Annotated in this window: 16 protein-coding genes; 7 read left to right on the top strand and 9 right to left on the bottom strand. The window is 58.8% G+C overall.

Annotation, left to right across the window (positions count from 1 at the left end; all coding sequences use genetic code 11):
• The first annotated feature begins 242 nt into the window (after positions 1-242).
• Both panC and panB read left to right on the top strand, forming a co-directional pair.
• Positions 243-1,115, top strand: a complete 873-nt coding sequence (gene panC / locus FHT73_RS02785) for a pantoate--beta-alanine ligase (RefSeq protein WP_112605282.1) — start codon at positions 243-245, stop codon at positions 1,113-1,115.
• Position 1,116: 1 nt separating this feature from the next.
• Complete coding sequence (gene panB, locus FHT73_RS02780; RefSeq protein ID WP_112605279.1) at positions 1,117-1,938, top strand: 3-methyl-2-oxobutanoate hydroxymethyltransferase; 822 nt, start codon at positions 1,117-1,119, stop codon at positions 1,936-1,938.
• A gap of 7 nt (positions 1,939-1,945) precedes the next feature.
• On the opposite strand, the gene FHT73_RS02775 is transcribed toward panB, so the two are convergent.
• Positions 1,946-2,197 (bottom strand): DUF2164 domain-containing protein, encoded by a 252-nt coding sequence (locus FHT73_RS02775; RefSeq protein WP_112334812.1) that lies wholly within the window; start codon positions 2,195-2,197, stop codon positions 1,946-1,948.
• A 234-nt stretch (positions 2,198-2,431) separates the two neighbouring features.
• Here FHT73_RS02775 and FHT73_RS02770 point away from each other — a divergent pair, with 234 nt between their 5' ends.
• Complete coding sequence (locus tag FHT73_RS02770; RefSeq protein WP_183709687.1) at positions 2,432-3,154, top strand: AzlC family ABC transporter permease; 723 nt, start codon at positions 2,432-2,434, stop codon at positions 3,152-3,154.
• Positions 3,155-3,156: 2 nt separating this feature from the next.
• Positions 3,157-3,468 (top strand): AzlD family protein, encoded by a 312-nt coding sequence (locus FHT73_RS02765; protein WP_183709685.1) that lies wholly within the window; start codon positions 3,157-3,159, stop codon positions 3,466-3,468.
• A 43-nt stretch (positions 3,469-3,511) separates the two neighbouring features.
• Here the strand turns inward: FHT73_RS02765 and FHT73_RS02760 are convergent, their stop codons facing one another.
• On the bottom strand, positions 3,512-5,347 hold the full coding sequence (locus FHT73_RS02760) for an aminopeptidase P family protein (RefSeq protein ID WP_183709683.1): 1,836 nt from the start codon (positions 5,345-5,347) through the stop codon (positions 3,512-3,514).
• Between the two features lie 344 nt (positions 5,348-5,691).
• Here FHT73_RS02760 and FHT73_RS02755 point away from each other — a divergent pair, with 344 nt between their 5' ends.
• On the top strand, positions 5,692-5,832 hold the full coding sequence (locus tag FHT73_RS02755) for a hypothetical protein (protein WP_162711788.1): 141 nt from the start codon (positions 5,692-5,694) through the stop codon (positions 5,830-5,832).
• Between the two features lie 201 nt (positions 5,833-6,033).
• Here FHT73_RS02755 and FHT73_RS02750 read toward each other — a convergent pair whose 3' ends face one another.
• The 3 genes from FHT73_RS02750 to FHT73_RS02740 are packed head-to-tail and all read right to left on the bottom strand — an operon-like array spanning position 6,034 to position 8,691.
• Positions 6,034-6,912 carry a 50S ribosomal protein L11 methyltransferase gene (locus FHT73_RS02750; protein WP_183709681.1) on the bottom strand — a complete coding sequence of 293 codons (879 nt, stop codon included), beginning with the start codon at positions 6,910-6,912 and terminating at the stop codon, positions 6,034-6,036.
• A gap of 20 nt (positions 6,913-6,932) precedes the next feature.
• Positions 6,933-8,081 carry an NAD(P)/FAD-dependent oxidoreductase gene (locus FHT73_RS02745; RefSeq protein ID WP_183709679.1) on the bottom strand — a complete coding sequence of 383 codons (1,149 nt, stop codon included), beginning with the start codon at positions 8,079-8,081 and terminating at the stop codon, positions 6,933-6,935.
• Positions 8,082-8,088: 7 nt separating this feature from the next.
• On the bottom strand, positions 8,089-8,691 hold the full coding sequence (locus tag FHT73_RS02740) for an SCO family protein (RefSeq protein WP_183709677.1): 603 nt from the start codon (positions 8,689-8,691) through the stop codon (positions 8,089-8,091).
• 450 nt (positions 8,692-9,141) lie between these two features.
• Here FHT73_RS02740 and FHT73_RS02735 point away from each other — a divergent pair, with 450 nt between their 5' ends.
• On the top strand, positions 9,142-9,606 hold the full coding sequence (locus FHT73_RS02735) for a chemotaxis protein CheW (protein ID WP_015340333.1): 465 nt from the start codon (positions 9,142-9,144) through the stop codon (positions 9,604-9,606).
• A gap of 266 nt (positions 9,607-9,872) precedes the next feature.
• Here FHT73_RS02735 and FHT73_RS02730 read toward each other — a convergent pair whose 3' ends face one another.
• From FHT73_RS02730 to FHT73_RS02720, 3 genes are all read right to left on the bottom strand, one after another.
• The gene (locus FHT73_RS02730) at positions 9,873-10,367 is read right to left on the bottom strand and encodes a CreA family protein (protein WP_112605260.1); all 495 of its coding nucleotides are present in this window, start codon (positions 10,365-10,367) and stop codon (positions 9,873-9,875) included.
• Between the two features lie 188 nt (positions 10,368-10,555).
• Entirely contained in the window at positions 10,556-10,999 is a 444-nt protein-coding gene (locus FHT73_RS02725) for an SRPBCC family protein (RefSeq protein WP_112605257.1), read from the bottom strand.
• A 36-nt stretch (positions 11,000-11,035) separates the two neighbouring features.
• On the bottom strand, positions 11,036-11,359 hold the full coding sequence (locus tag FHT73_RS02720) for a metalloregulator ArsR/SmtB family transcription factor (RefSeq protein ID WP_112334510.1): 324 nt from the start codon (positions 11,357-11,359) through the stop codon (positions 11,036-11,038).
• Positions 11,360-11,688: 329 nt separating this feature from the next.
• Here FHT73_RS02720 and FHT73_RS02715 point away from each other — a divergent pair, with 329 nt between their 5' ends.
• Positions 11,689-12,225 carry a GNAT family N-acetyltransferase gene (locus FHT73_RS02715; protein WP_112605254.1) on the top strand — a complete coding sequence of 179 codons (537 nt, stop codon included), beginning with the start codon at positions 11,689-11,691 and terminating at the stop codon, positions 12,223-12,225.
• 42 nt (positions 12,226-12,267) lie between these two features.
• Here the strand turns inward: FHT73_RS02715 and ligA are convergent, their stop codons facing one another.
• Positions 12,268-14,418: an NAD-dependent DNA ligase LigA gene (gene ligA, locus FHT73_RS02710; protein ID WP_183709675.1), complete on the bottom strand. Its 2,151-nt coding sequence runs from the start codon at positions 14,416-14,418 to the stop codon at positions 12,268-12,270.
• Positions 14,419-14,693 lie beyond the last annotated feature (275 nt).

Below are 14,693 nucleotides of genomic sequence, written 5' to 3'. Positions count from 1 at the left end.
AACAGCATCATCTCGTTTTCGCTCTCTCAGGCACCCCTTGGGAGAGTGATACTGTTTGGAGCACAACAGTCGAGATTAAATCGCCTTGGGTTGGCCTGCGAACCTTATAGCCTGAAAGCGAAACCGTCGCCGGTGGCGCGGGCGAATTGCCTTTTTGCACTGCACACGTTAGAAGTCCCGGCAATTTTGAGGGATGGAAACCGGCGATACGGAAACGGCATTGCCTGGGGAGGAGTGCCACGATGGAGATCGTTCACACGATTGCCGCTCTACGCGAACGGCTTGGCGAACACCGCAAAGCCGGCAGGAAAATCGGCCTGGTGCCCACCATGGGTTATCTGCACGCCGGTCACATGGAACTGGTCTCTCGCGCCAAGGCCGAAAACGACGTCGTCGTCACCTCCATTTTCGTGAATCCGCTGCAGTTCGGCGCAAACGAGGATCTGGGGAAATATCCGCGCGATCTCGAGCGGGATAGTGCCATGCTGCGTGACGCCGGCGTCGATTTTCTCTTCGCACCCGGTGTCATCGACATGTATCCGCGACCGATGGAAACGGTGGTCGACGTGCCGAAGCTCGGGGCGGAGCTGGAAGGTGCGGTTCGCCCGGGGCACTTCGCCGGTGTTGCCACCGTCGTCACCAAGCTCTTTAACATCGCCCAGCCCGACAGCGCCTATTTCGGCGAGAAGGACTATCAACAGGTCACGATCATCCGCCGCATGGTCGAGGACCTGGCGCAGCCTGTCCGGGTCGTACCGGTACCGACCGTTCGCGATGCAGATGGCCTGGCCCTGTCATCGCGCAACGTCTATCTGTCGAAGGAAGAGCGTGCCGCCGCAGCTATTATCCCCCAAGCATTGGCGGAGGTCGCAAGGCTTTACGATCTCGGCGCGGACGATCCAGCAGCACTCGAAGAGGCGCTCCGCGCCTTCATCGAAAGGGAGCCACTCGCGACCGTGGAAGTCGCCGCCGTTCGTCATCCCGAAACGCTGGAACCGCTGACGAAACTGCAGGGGCAGCCGATCCTCATCGCCTTGTTCGTCCGCGTCGGCACCACCCGCCTGCTCGACAACAGGGTTATCGGCAGCAAATCCGCCAACGAAGGGGTCGCCTGAAATGAGCACCGTCGGACACACCAAGCGCACAACGCCGGCGGCCATCGAAGCGATGAAGGGGACCCGTCCCATCGTCAGCCTGACAGCCTATACGACGCCGATCGCCCGCCTGCTTGATCCGCATTGCGACCTGCTTCTGGTGGGTGATTCCCTTGGCATGGTGCTCTACGGCATGGAAACGACCGTCGGCGTTACGCTGGATATGATGATCGCCCACGGCCAGGCCGTCATGCGCGGCGCCAAGCATGCCTGTGTCACCGTCGACATGCCTTTCGGTTCCTATCAGGAATCGAAGGAACAAGCCTTCCGCAATGCCGCGCGCATCCTGAAGGAAACCGGCTGCGATGGCGTGAAGCTCGAGGGCGGCGAGGAAATGGCAGAAACCGTTTCCTTCCTCACCTCCCGCGGCATTCCGGTCTTCGGCCATGTCGGCCTCATGCCGCAGCAGGTGAATACGACCGGCGGCTATCGTTCGCTTGGTCGCTCAGAGAAGGAAGCCGACAAGATCCGGCGCGATGCCAAGGCGATCTCGGAGGCCGGCGCCTTCGCCATGGTCATCGAAGGCACGGTCGAACCGCTCGCCCGCGAGATCACCGCCGCCGTTGCCATTCCTACGATCGGCATCGGCGCATCTGCCGCCTGCGATGGGCAGATCCTCGTTTCCGATGACATGCTCGGCCTGTTCAACGATTTCAAGCCGCGCTTCGTCAAGCACTTCGCGGAGCTGGCGCCCATGATCTCGAAAGCGGCGGAAGCCTATGCCGAAGAGGTGAAGGCTCGTACCTTTCCGGCACTGGAGCATACCTTCCAGCCGAAGAAGTGAGGCGCTGTCAGCTCTTGGCCGGCTCTTTCTCAAGCAGATAGATCGCCTCGCCGAAATCCTCCATCTTGCTCATCAATGCCGCATGGGCATCCCGCAAACCCTGATTGTAATAGTAAGGGCCGATCTCGGCGGTGAAGAAATCGAGCAGGAATTCGGCAGGCAAGGTGCCCAGCGTCTGGTCCAGCTCATCGGCGAAATAGCGCTGAAGGCGTGCAATCGTGGCTGCCTTCTCCTCCTTCGAAAAGGTAATCTTCTTCATCTTTCCATCTCCCATTTTGCGAGCGGGCTCCAAGGGCTGGATCAAGGAAATCAATTGATCCATCAAGGAAATTCAATTGCTGGCTCCAAAAGCTCGGCTTACACCTCCCGCCATTGAACAGCGCGGCAACAAATGCGCAAGGATGCAACCATCGTTGTTTCCATGCGGAATGTGCGCCCTCGACACAACATCCGGACGAAAGCACCGGATTTTCCACAAAGGACAAAGCGGACCATGAGTCGCGCGGAATTTCTTGAAGGCTTGAAGGGTGGCATTCCCGTCGGCCTCGCTGCAGCGCCTTTCGGCGCCCTTTTCGGTGCGTTGGCACGCGATCAGGGCATGTCCCTTGGCGAATTGACCCTGATGAGCGGCACCGTCTATGCCGGTGCCAGCCAGATGGTCGGGATCGATCTCTTCGGCCACAATGTTCAGGCTTGGCTCATCGTGCTGTCGATCCTCGCCGTGAACTTCCGCCATGTGCTCTATTCGGCAGCGATCGCTCGCTATATCAGACACTTTTCCGCTGTAGAGAAGTTCTTCACCTTTTTCCTGCTGGTCGATCCGCAATTCGCCGAGACGATCAAGCGCCATGAAAGCGGCAAGCCAGTGACTTTCGCCTGGTACATCGGCTTTGCGGCGGTGATCTATGTTCCCTGGGTGGTGGTGAGCCTGATCGGCGGTCTTCTCGGCAGTTTCATCGGTGATCCCAAAGCCATCGGCCTCGATATTCTGCTGCCGGTCTATTTCCTCGGCATCGTCATGGGCTTCCGCACGCGCGACAACTTCCTGCCCGTCGTCGCCGTCAGCGCCGTGGCATCGGCCATTGCCCATCGTTATGTGGGCTCACCCTGGCATGTCAGCATCGGCGCATTGGCGGGGGTCGCGCTTGCCGCAACGCTGCCGCCGATCAAAGCGAATCGCAAGCCTGATATCGCGCACGAAAGCCACGAGGTCTGACCATGTTCGATTTCAATTCGCATATGGTGTTGCTGATTGCGGCTGCGGCCGTGGTGACCTTTCTGACGCGCATCGGCGGCTATATCCTGATCGTCAAGATGACCCGCATTCCGCCGCGCGTCGAAGCGGCGCTCAATGCCGTGCCCGCCGCTGTACTCACGACCCTCGTCGCACCCGCCTTCTTTATCGGCGGGTGGGATATCAAGGTGGCGATGCTCACAGCTCTTCTCGTCGGCCTGCGCTACCCGTCGACTTACATGCTCGTTACCGGATGGATCGTCGTCATGGCATGGCGCCATTCCATAGGCGCTTGAGACGGACCCCATCCCTTTTTCAAAGGGGTGGGGTCCATATTTCTCAATGGCTAAGCTCGAGCGTGGCATTTTCCAGCCACGCCCGTACGTCGTGATCATGGATCAGTGGCATCAGCGCCTCGCGCGTCCGGGCGTGATACTCGTTCAGCCAATGCAGCTCTTCATGCGTCAGCAATTCCACGAGAACAAGGCTGCGGTCGATAGGGCAAAAGGTCAGCGTCTCAAAGCCCAGCATCGGCATGTCACCGCCCTCGATTTCCTCGGGATCGCGGATGTAGATCAGGTTTTCGATGCGGATGCCGAAGTGGCCCGGGCGATAATAGCCGGGTTCATTGGACAGGATCATGCCGGGAAGCAGTTCCTGCACGGCAAGGCGCGCAATGCGCTGCGGCCCCTCATGCACGGAGAGATAGGAGCCGACGCCGTGGCCGGTGCCATGGGCGAAATCGACGCCCGCCTTCCACAGCGCTATGCGTGCCAGCGGATCGAGATCGCAGCCACGGGTACCCTTCGGGAAACGTGCCGTGCTGATGGCGATCATTCCCTTCAATACCAGCGTGAAGAGGCGCTTCTGCTCTTCGGAGACGGCACCGATGCCAACTGTACGGGTGATGTCGGTGGTACCGTTGATATATTGCGCACCTGAATCGATCAGAAACAGTTCGCCGGCCTGGATCAACCGGTCGCTCGCCGTGGTCACGCGGTAATGCATGATGGCCGCGTGTTCGCCAGCACCCGAGATCGTATCGAAGGAGATATCCTTCAGCGGGTTCTGCATGCTTTCGCCGACGCGGGCGCGGCAGGCTTCCAACCGTTCTGCCGCAGCGATTTCCGTCACCGTTCCAGGCTTGCTGGTCTCCAGCCAGTAAAGGAATTCGACCATGGCGGCGCCATCCTGCAGGTGCGCCGCGGCCGATCCGTTGATTTCGGCAGCATTCTTGCAGGCACGCGGCAGCTTGGCGGGATCATTGCCCTCCACGACCTCTCCACCTTCACGACGGATGATGTTGGTCAGAGCGTAGGAGGCAAGATCCGGATCAACCAGGATGCGCCCGCCATTCGCGGCCGCAGCGGCCAGGCGTTTGGTAAGTTCCGACGGCGGCAGCTGCTTGCAGATCTGCGTGAGATAGGCTTCGGCCTCGACCTTGGTCTTGCGCTTGTCGAGAAAGAGCGCCGCTTCACCTTCCGCATAGATGATGGCACGGGCCAAGGGATGCGGCGTGTGCGGCACGTCACTGCCGCGGATATTGAAGATCCAGGCGACAGAGGACGGATCGGTAATCAGTGCCGCCTTTAGGTTTTTTTCCTTGAGGCCATTTGCAATCGTCGCAAGCTTGTCCTTGGCGAGGATACCGGCCTGGGCGATATCCTGAATGATAACGTTGCCCAGAGGCTCGGGCGGCCGGTCCAACCAGAGCCTGTCGAGCGGATTATGGGGCAGGAAGACGAGCTTGCCGTCGATCTCGGCCAAGGCCTTTTCCAACCGGCGTACTTCGGCACCCGTATGCAGCCACGGATCGATGCCGAGCCGGAAACCCTTCTTCGCGTGACGCGGCAGCCAGACATGCGGCGGCTCGTTCACCAGATCGCCTCCAGTGAAGACGCTTCGATCCACCTGTTCGGCAAGCTGAGTCACATAACGGCCATCCACGAAAACCACGGCCTGAGAGTGTGTGATAAGCGCAACACCTGCCGATCCAGTGAAGCCCGTGAGCCATGCGAGACGCTCCGAGCATTTGGGCACATACTCGCCTTGATACTCGTCAGCCCGCGGCACGAGGAAGCCGTCCATGCCGAGATCGTCGAAGGCAGCACGCAAACCGGTAACACGCTCGCGGCCGAATTGCGGGGTGGAAGTGACGTCGAAAGACTGAAACATGGGCTGATCCGGTAGTGATGGAGAGTTCGTGAAATTGAATATTGCCAGTATGTTAGAGCATCACGATCGGAAGTGCGACGTGATTTTCGATCTCTAAGACGCTATGTACGATGACTGCAATATCACACCGGATGAGAGTAGTTTATCTCATGTCGGGCCGTTAACGAATCCGCCCATTTCGTGAGCATGCCAGTCCGATTATGACAACTTCACGGCATGAAACATGCATATTACGCATAGCTCCCATGAAGCCGCCCCCCTGCCACGCCGACGGGCGAGTCGCTATATCGGCGGTATCAAACGGGGTTCACGAAGAACCAGCTCAAAACCAAGGACTTAAGACAATGCCTATCTCTCGCTCCGCATATGTTAGCCCGGCGCTGGCTGGCGAGCGTCGCACCGTACGCCATTCCGTCGGCTCGCTTCGTCAGCTCGAAGTCGAAACCGCAAAGGCAATCGGCGCCAGCCGCGGCGGTCGCCGCTAACAAGTTTACGATCTACGCGTTCCAAGTCGATCGCAATCCGGTTCTCCTCCTCCCTCGGATTATGATCAGAACGCTTAGAGCCCGCTTGAGCACTCCTCCTCCACACGCTCGCGGGTAAGATCGGCGAAAACCGATCTGAAGGCGGTGCTTCGGCACCGCCTTTTTTATTTTTTGCAATTGTTGATGCGGGAAGTGACCGGCTCAAGGCCGGTCGAGGTGGATGGTGACCCAGCCGTTGCGCCAGATCGTGCGCACATGCCGCAGGTGCGCGCCGTTATAGGCAGCGAGAACCTTCCAGCGCTGCTCGGCAAGAATACCCGACAGAATGACCGAACCGCCCGGTGCCAGATGCGCCACAAGCTGCGGCGCCATCTTGATGAGCGGCCGCGCCAGAATATTGGCAATGATCAGGTCGAACGGTCCATGACGGGAAAAGGCCGTGGAATGGAATCCCGGTGCCGTCTCCAGCGAGACACCCGAGGCGATGCCGTTGCTGCGGACATTTTCCTTCGCGACGCGGACGGCAATCGGATCGATGTCTGTTGCCAAAACCGGAATATTGCGCAGCTTGCGAACGGCGATCGCCAGCACGCCGCTGCCCGTCCCGAGATCGAGCGCGTTGCGCACGCGGCGGCTCGCAACAACCTTCTCGATCGTCTCAAGGCAGCCAGCAGTCGTCCCATGGTGACCGGTGCCAAAAGCTTGTCCTGCTTCGATTTCGATGGCAATGTCGCTGGAGCCGACCTTGTCGCGATCATGCGAGCCGTGCACGAGGAAGCGGCCGGCACGCACAGGCTTCAACCCTTCCAGCGACTTGGCGATCCAGTCGATGTCGGGAAGCACTTCCTTTTGAACGACGAGATCGGCGAAAGTCGGCTTCAAGAGCGCTTCGAAGCGACCACGGACCTCATCTTCATCCGCAGCGTAGAGATAGATCGACGCTTCCCAGACATCGTTCTTCTCGTCGATCTCCGTTGTTGCAATCGGCAATTCTTCATCTTCGAACACCGGCGTCATTAGGTCCAGAACCTGCCCGGCCTTCTTCTCGTTCGTCGTCACATAAAGTCGGATTTCGCTCAACTCGTCGCTCTTTCTCGTTCTTATTCGGCCCAGTCGATCCAGGGTGGTTTCGGCGTGTCGTAGCCGGCCACACCCCGAAGCAATTGCCGGCGGACCGGACCAAAGCGCAGCAATAGCGGCGCAAGGAAATTTCGCGCCGCAACTGCCAGCGGGTTTTGCATCGTCACCAATCGTGTCAGGCCATAGGTCTGTTTCAAGACCTGCTTGACGGCGGGAATTCTCAAGGCCGAATACTCCTGTTCGCGGCCTTCCGCAATGAGCCACGCAAGCCAGCAGGCATCTTCGATGCCGAGATTCATGCCGCGCGCGCCGGCCGGCGAATGAATATGCGCGGCATCGCCGGCAAGAAAGACATTCCCCTTGGCCATCGGCTCGACATGCCGGAAGTGGATGCGAAACTGCGAGGCCCAGGTCTTTTCCGAAACCGCAGCCGGATGCGCGATGCAGCTTTCGAAATCCTCCAGCGTCGAGATGTAGCGAATGATGCCGTCCGAGACAGGTAGGCGGCCGACCATGCCGGGATCGAAGAGCGATATCTCGCCGAAATGCGTATCGACCGGCTCCGCATAGCGAAAATCGGCAAGATAGAAATAAGCCTCCAGCGCCTCGCCCGGGAAGCCGGCGCCGAATGCCTTGCGCACCGCAGAATGGGCGCCATCAGCACCGATCAATATGTCCGGCCGCGCTGTTTCCGACGTACCATCGGCTCGGCGCAACGTGACCTCCGGTTTTTGAAGGTCTACCATGGCTTCTGCAACCACGGCCGTCTGCCATTCGGGCGAGATGCCATAGGCTGAAAGCGCCTCCATCAGCAGGCGCTCGGTATTGCCCTGCGGCAGGGCGCAAATAGCACTGAAGCGACCTTTTACTTCTCGCGTATCCAACTCGATCAGAATTTTCTTATTCGAGCGGACGCGAAAGCGCTCGATCGGTTGCGCAGCGGCGATAATGCGCTCCGCAACGCCAGAGGGAGACAGCAGCGTCAGCGTGCGGGCGTTGACACCCAACGCGCGGCTCTCTTCCTTAGGCGTCGGCCCAGTGCCGTCATCGACAATACGTGGCGAGAAGCCGCGGCGGGCAAGTTCGAGAGCGGCGGCAAGACCAACAGGCCCGCCGCCAACGATCAGAATGGATCGGGATTTTCCCTGTCCGCCAATCCCCTCGCCCATGCAGGTCCTATCCCTTCTTGACTAGGTTCTCCAGTTTCTTCACCGCCACGTCCGGGTCCTCCTCATAGGCGATGGTTCCGGCAAAGCGGCCCTGCGAATCCAGCAGGAAGACGGAAGCGGTGTGATCCATCGTATAGTCGCCATTCGGCTGCTTGTCGTCGACCGGCACCTTCTTGGCATAGACACGGAATCCTTTGACCATGTCCATCACCTTGGCTGGATCACCGGAAATGCCGGTGATGCGCTTCGAAACGTTGGAGACATATTGGTCCATGATGGCAGGCGTATCACGTTCGGGATCAACGGTCACGAAATAGGCATTGAGCTTGGTGCCATCGGGATCGACCTTCTGCAGCCAGGCGTTCATCTCGAACAGTGTCGTCGGACAGACATCCGGGCAATGCGTGTAGCCGAAGAAGACGGCAGAAGGCTTGCTGCGAAATGCCTGCTCGCTGATCGGCTGGCCGCTCTGTGAAACGAGCGTGAAAGGGACACCATAAGGGCCGGACGCCGCAACCTCCGGCGACTTGCCGCCACCCAAGCTGAACCAGCCCAATAGTCCGGCCACGATCAACACGGCCACCCAAACTGCAATCCGCACGCTTCTCATGAATGCTATTCCTCACCAATACGGACGATCGCACCGAAAGTGCAGTGCAATCGCTCCCTAGCCGATGTAACGGCTCGAAGTGGAGGACGCAATTCAAGAAGATGTTCAGAGGAGGCCGAAATCGTCGCAGCATGCGGTTCGGTGGTCTTCCGAGCCTTGTTCACTCCATTTCGCCACTCCTCTGGGGCCTGAGAGATAAAATCCCGATGGATGTTAAATCAATCCTAACCAGTCCGCGCCAACATCTGCTTCAACGGTCGAACTCGCTTTCGGCCACCGCCCGAAAGCGCGGCGAACCTCTTTATTCCAGAAGGGCATGACGCCCGCCGGAAGCAAGGCGTCTTTGTCGCCAAAGCACCGGATGCTGACGCTGCCCAAGCCGCTCCAGCCGATCTCTCTTTTCAATCGCGAGCGTCGCTTGCGGCGATGCCAAACGGGAAGTTCTCGAACATGACGAACGCCATCAAGCAATCGGGCGCCTATCTGGAAATCGTCTCCTTTCACCTTGGCGACCAGGAGTTCTGCATCGACATCATGGCCATCCGCGAAATCCGCGGCTGGGCGCCGGTGACGCCGATGCCGCATACACCGCCTTACGTGCTCGGCCTCATCAACCTGCGCGGTGCAGTGATCCCGGTCATCGATATGGCCTGCCGCCTCGGCATGAAGATGACGGAACCTTCGGAGCGCTCCGCAATCATCGTTACTGATATTGCGGGCAAGCTCGTCGGTCTCCTGGTAGAGCAGGTATCCGACATGATGACCATCAAGAGCGAAGATCTGCAGCCGGCTCCGGAAATCATCCCCGAAGGGCAGCGCGCCTTCTGCCGCGGCATCGTGGCGCTGGAAAAGACCATGGTCTGCTTCCTCAACCTCGATACGGTCATTGCGGATCAGTTGGCGCAGGCAGCCTAATTTCAATAGTCGGCTTACAAAACAGATCGCCCTGGAGTCGAGCTCCAGGGCGGTCGCTTTTTGTATAACCGGTTTTGGCAGGGGTGTAGCCAAGGACGCGGTATTGCAGGCCGTGAACAGAGGCGAGAGTCGCCTTCCCGTTCGCTTTTGAAATTGCATCAAAAAGGTGCAAACCGAAAGCAACCAGAAGGAATTCGACAACCCAAGAGTATGACTTTTTTTGGTATTATCTTTCTGCGCGTTATTTTAGCGGTACGGAAATACCATCATTTCGGCTTGCCGTTCTTCCAGTTCACGTTCTGCCCGAACAAGGGGATCGTCGAAATCGCCATCTTGGCGGAGCCATCCGTCAGTTGCCGCGAATGGATAAGATAGACGAGCGTGTCATTCTTCTTGTCGTAAATGCGGGTGACGACCAGCTTCTTCCAAATGAGCGACAGACCGGCGCGAAATACCTCCTCACCGCTCTGGGACAGGTTGATATCGCCGATCTCGATCGGACCGGTCTGACGGCAGGCGATGGAATTGTTGGAGGGGTCTTCGAACCAGTTGCCCTTGCGCAGCCGGTCGATCACGCTGCGGTCGAAATAGGTCACGTGGCAAGTGATGCCCGAGACTTCAGGGTCCGGCACGGCATCGACCAGAATATCATTGCCCGTCCAGTCCACGCCCACCTTGCCGACAATTTCGGCGGAAGCGGAAACGGGCGCCAGAGCCAGAAAAGACGCGGCAATGGCGGCAGAAAGTTTGGGTGAACGCATCGATCATCCTCCAACAACAGCCGCCAAGAGCAAGAGCGGCACGGCTAAGGTAAGATGGCTCACGATCGTTGCAAGATGAAGAGCCCCATCTCCGAGCGGCCACGCCTCGCCAACAACAGGCCGCAGGTCGCCAGGAGGGACGCCGTCAAAGCAACGGCGTCCGGAAACACGCAGGATAACGCATCATTTCACTTCTGACTGATGGCGACCGTGCCGGTTTCCAGCAGCGATTTAAGGTTGGACAAGATCTTCGGCCATCCACCGGAAACGGCTTCGATCAGCTTCGAGTTCTCGACCTCGATTGTATGCGTCACCGTGAGCTTGACGACACCGTCCACCGGCTCCAGTTCCATCACGCAGCGCGACCAGCCTTCAGCCTTCAGGTCAGGGCGCCACTCGTTGCGCCATTTGATGGCAAGCCGCCGTGGCGGGTCCAATTCCGCTACCTCTCCCGTGTCGGCAACGCGGCCATCCGGAAAGCGCATTTTCCACGGCGATCCAACCTTCCACTCGGTCTCGTGGATCATATCGAACCAATATTGCTTGACGAATTCGGGCGTGGTCAGCGCCGACCAGAGCTTTTCCTGGGTGGTGCGGATAAAGGTGACGTAAACGAATTTGCTTCCAGTCATGCCATTTCTCCTCGTCTTATTCCTCTGTTCTTGAGCTCACTGCCCGCCCTCGCCTTCCAGCGCCTTTTTCAAGGCCGAAAGCGTATTCAGATGCCGCTGTTCGAATTTGTTGATCCAGCGTTCGGCGATGCCGTTGATCGGGACCGCGTTGATGAAATGCAGCTTCTCTCGCCCATGCTTCTCCGAGGAAATCAGATTGGCCTCCTCCAGAATGGCAAGATGCTTGGCTACCGCCTGGCGGCTCATGTCCAAATCCTCGCAGAGGGCGTTCAGGGTCTGCCCGTTCCGCTCATGAAGCCTGTCGAGCAATTGCCGCCGGCTGGCATCCGCCAACGCCTTGAAGACTGCATCATCATCCACGGATACGAAACCATTTGGTTGCCTTTTGCGATCTTATAAGCAACCAAATGGTTGCCTGTCAAGTAGCATGCAGACGAGGCAATCGCATTGCGCCTCAAAGACACGGCAATCGAAGGATTTATCCAGGAACGATTGACAACCTCCGCGCCACATCGGATCATCCGCCCATGATCGCAAACCGGACCACAGTAATGCACCTTCACACCATCTCTCCTCTTGCAGGGCGAGTGGAAGCTGTGTTGCGCTGAGCTGACCGCGATCCATCTCAACCCTGCCGAGGCGAGCAGGGTTGAAGCCCTTGCTCTCCTCATCAATATCAAGGAGAGCCTATGTCTTTCGAGGAGCAAGAACCCGCCAAACGACGATCAGGCAAGATCGGCGCTATCGAGATTCGTGCCTCGCACCCATCCGACGCGGAAGGAATTGCGGCCATGGTCAATCTACCCGGCTTTCGCGCCGGCACGCTTCGCCTGCCCTTTCAAAGCGTCGAGGAAACACGGCAATGGCTGGAGAAGTCATCGCCCAACTCGACCGGCCTTGTCGCCTTGCTTGACGGGCGGATTGTCGGCAATGCCGGCCTGAACCGCCTTGCGGGCCGCCGGATCCACAGCGGTAGTATTGGTATGGGCGTGCATGACGACTTTACGGGCTGCGGCATCGGCTCCGCGCTATTGGGCGCTCTCATCGATACCGCGGACAACTGGCTGGCAATCAAGCGGCTGGAACTGACCGTCTACGTCGACAACGCGCCGGCGATCAAGCTCTACGAAAAATTCGGCTTCGAGACCGAAGGCCGGCTGCGTGCCTTCGGTTTCCGCAATGGCGAATATGTGGATGCATTCACGATGGCACGGCTGAGATTCTGAGCAAGCAAGGCGCGGCGGACTGGATTTCCGCCGCTCCGATCGTCAGCCAATCAAATCCAGCCACTCGTCCTCGGTCATGACCTGGACATTGAACTCGCGCGCCTTGTCCAGCTTCGAGCCGGCGCCCGGCCCCGCCACGACGATATCGGTTTTCTTCGACACCGAGCCGGAAACCTTGGCGCCCAGGCTTTCAGCCTTCGCCTTGGCCTCGTCGCGGGTGAATTTTTCCAGAGAACCGGTAAAGACGACGGTCTTGCCGGCCACCGGACTGCCCGAAGTCACCGGTTGCTCGGCCTCCTGCGGCTGCACCTCCTCCAGGAGCTTCGCGATGACCTCGGTATTGCGCGGCTCCTTGTAGAATTCGACGATGGCGCGCGCCACTACCTCGCCGATTCCCTCGATATTGTTGAGGTCGTTCCATGCGTCACCGCTAAGGGGGGCTGCTTCCTTCATCCCTGCTTCGAAGGCCGCATAGGTGCCGTAAGAACGCGCCAGAAGCTTCGCCGTCGTCTCGCCGACATGGCGAATACCGAGCGCGAAGATGAAGCGATGCAGGGCGATCTGGCGCCGCTCATTGATCGCGGCATAAAGCTTGCCAACACTGACCTTGCCGAAACCATCGATATTTTCCAGCTTCGTCAGTGACGTCTGCTGACGCTTTTCCAGGGTGAAGATGTCAGGCGCGGTCTTTATCTGTAGCGCCGGATCCTCGCTCTCGAAGAAGAAATCGATCTGCTTCGAGCCCAGACCCTCGATGTCATAGGCATTGCGCGAAACGAAATGCTTGAGATGCTCGGTCGCCTGCGCCCGGCAGATGAACCCGCCGGTGCAACGTGTGACGGCATCGACCTTACCAGTCTTCTCATTGATATCGCGCACCGCGTGGCTTCCGCAAACCGGGCAGACTTTGGGGAATTCATAGGGCGCGCTCGAGGCTTCCCGCTTTTCCAGCACGACATCGACGATCTGCGGGATGACATCGCCTGCGCGCTGGACGATCACCATGTCACCGACGCGGATATCGCGGCCATCGCGGATCGGCTCGCCCTTGTTGCCGATACCCTTGATGTAGTCGGCATTGTGAAGGGTCGCATTGGTCACGACGACACCGCCGACGGTGATCGGCTCGAGGCGCGCGACCGGTGTCAGCGCGCCGGTGCGGCCGACCTGGATATCGATGCCGACCAGACGCGTGAATGCCTGTTCCGCCGGAAATTTATGCGCGGTCGCCCAGCGCGGCGAACGCGAGCGGAAACCAAGGCGAGCCTGCAGTTCCAGGCTGTCGACCTTATAGACGACGCCATCGATATCGTAATCGAGATCCGGCCGCTGCAGCCCTATCTGATCGTAATGCGCAAGAATATCGGCAACCGAATTCAAGCGCTCCATCAACGGGTTGACGGGAAAGCCCCAGGATTTGAAGATCTGCACCATGCCGTATTGCGTATCCGCCGGCATGTCGGACATCTCGCCCCAGGCATAGGCGAAGAATTTCAGCTTGCGGCTGGCGGTCACTTTCGCGTCGAGCTGGCGCAGCGATCCGGCGGCCGTATTGCGAGGATTGACATAGGTCTGCTTGCCCTCGGCCTCCATGTGCGCGTTGAGCGCCAGGAAGTCGCTCTTGGCCATATAGACCTCACCGCGCACCTCGACGACCGAGGGAGCGCCCGCTGGCAAGGTCTGCGGGATTTCCTTGATGGTCCTGATATTGGCGGTGACATTCTCGCCTGTCGTGCCGTCGCCGCGCGTCGCGGCACTCACCATGCGGCCGTTCTCGTAGCGGATGGACATGGAAAGACCGTCAATCTTCGGCTCCGCCGTAAAGGCGATGGAATTATCAGGCAGGCGACCGAGAAAACGATAGACGCCAGCGACGAAATCCTCGACATCTTCTTGCGAGAAGGTGTTGTCGAGCGAGAGCATCGGCCTGGCGTGGACGACGGGTGCAAAGGTCTCCGATGGTGCGACACCGACCCGGCGTGACGGGCTATCGGCGCGAATCAATGCGGGAAACCGGGCCTCGATCGCATCATTGCGCCGCTTCAGCGCATCATACTCAGCATCCGAAATCTCCGGCGCATCCTTGCCATGATAAAGCGCGTCATGGTGCGCGATCTCTGCAGCCAGATAGGCAAGCGCTGCGGCCGCTTCCTCTTCGCTCAAATCTTCCACGGGCTTCTGTTCGGTGCTCATGAATCTACACTCCCCGATTTCGGAGATGTTTTAGAGCACTTCCGCAAAAAGTGCGAAGCGGTTTTCGCCACGGAGCACGTAAAAACAAAGGGAAAAATCTGCATTTCAGTTACCGAATGCCAATGACCGTCATGGTAGCGTTCACGACAACTTTACGCCATGATCGGCCGTTCTTGATGTTACAGGTGCGGGAAATATCAGCATCGAGCCAGCCTTGGTGGAATTCTCTTTCCAATTCCCGAGCAGCAGCTCTTTCCCGAGTATCACAGGGGATT

The organism is Rhizobium sp. BK098 (genome assembly GCF_014193155.1).
Classification (GTDB): domain Bacteria; phylum Pseudomonadota; class Alphaproteobacteria; order Rhizobiales; family Rhizobiaceae; genus Rhizobium.
The sequence above is the reverse complement of the archived record's forward strand: the minus strand, read 5'-3'. Positions and strand labels throughout refer to the sequence as shown.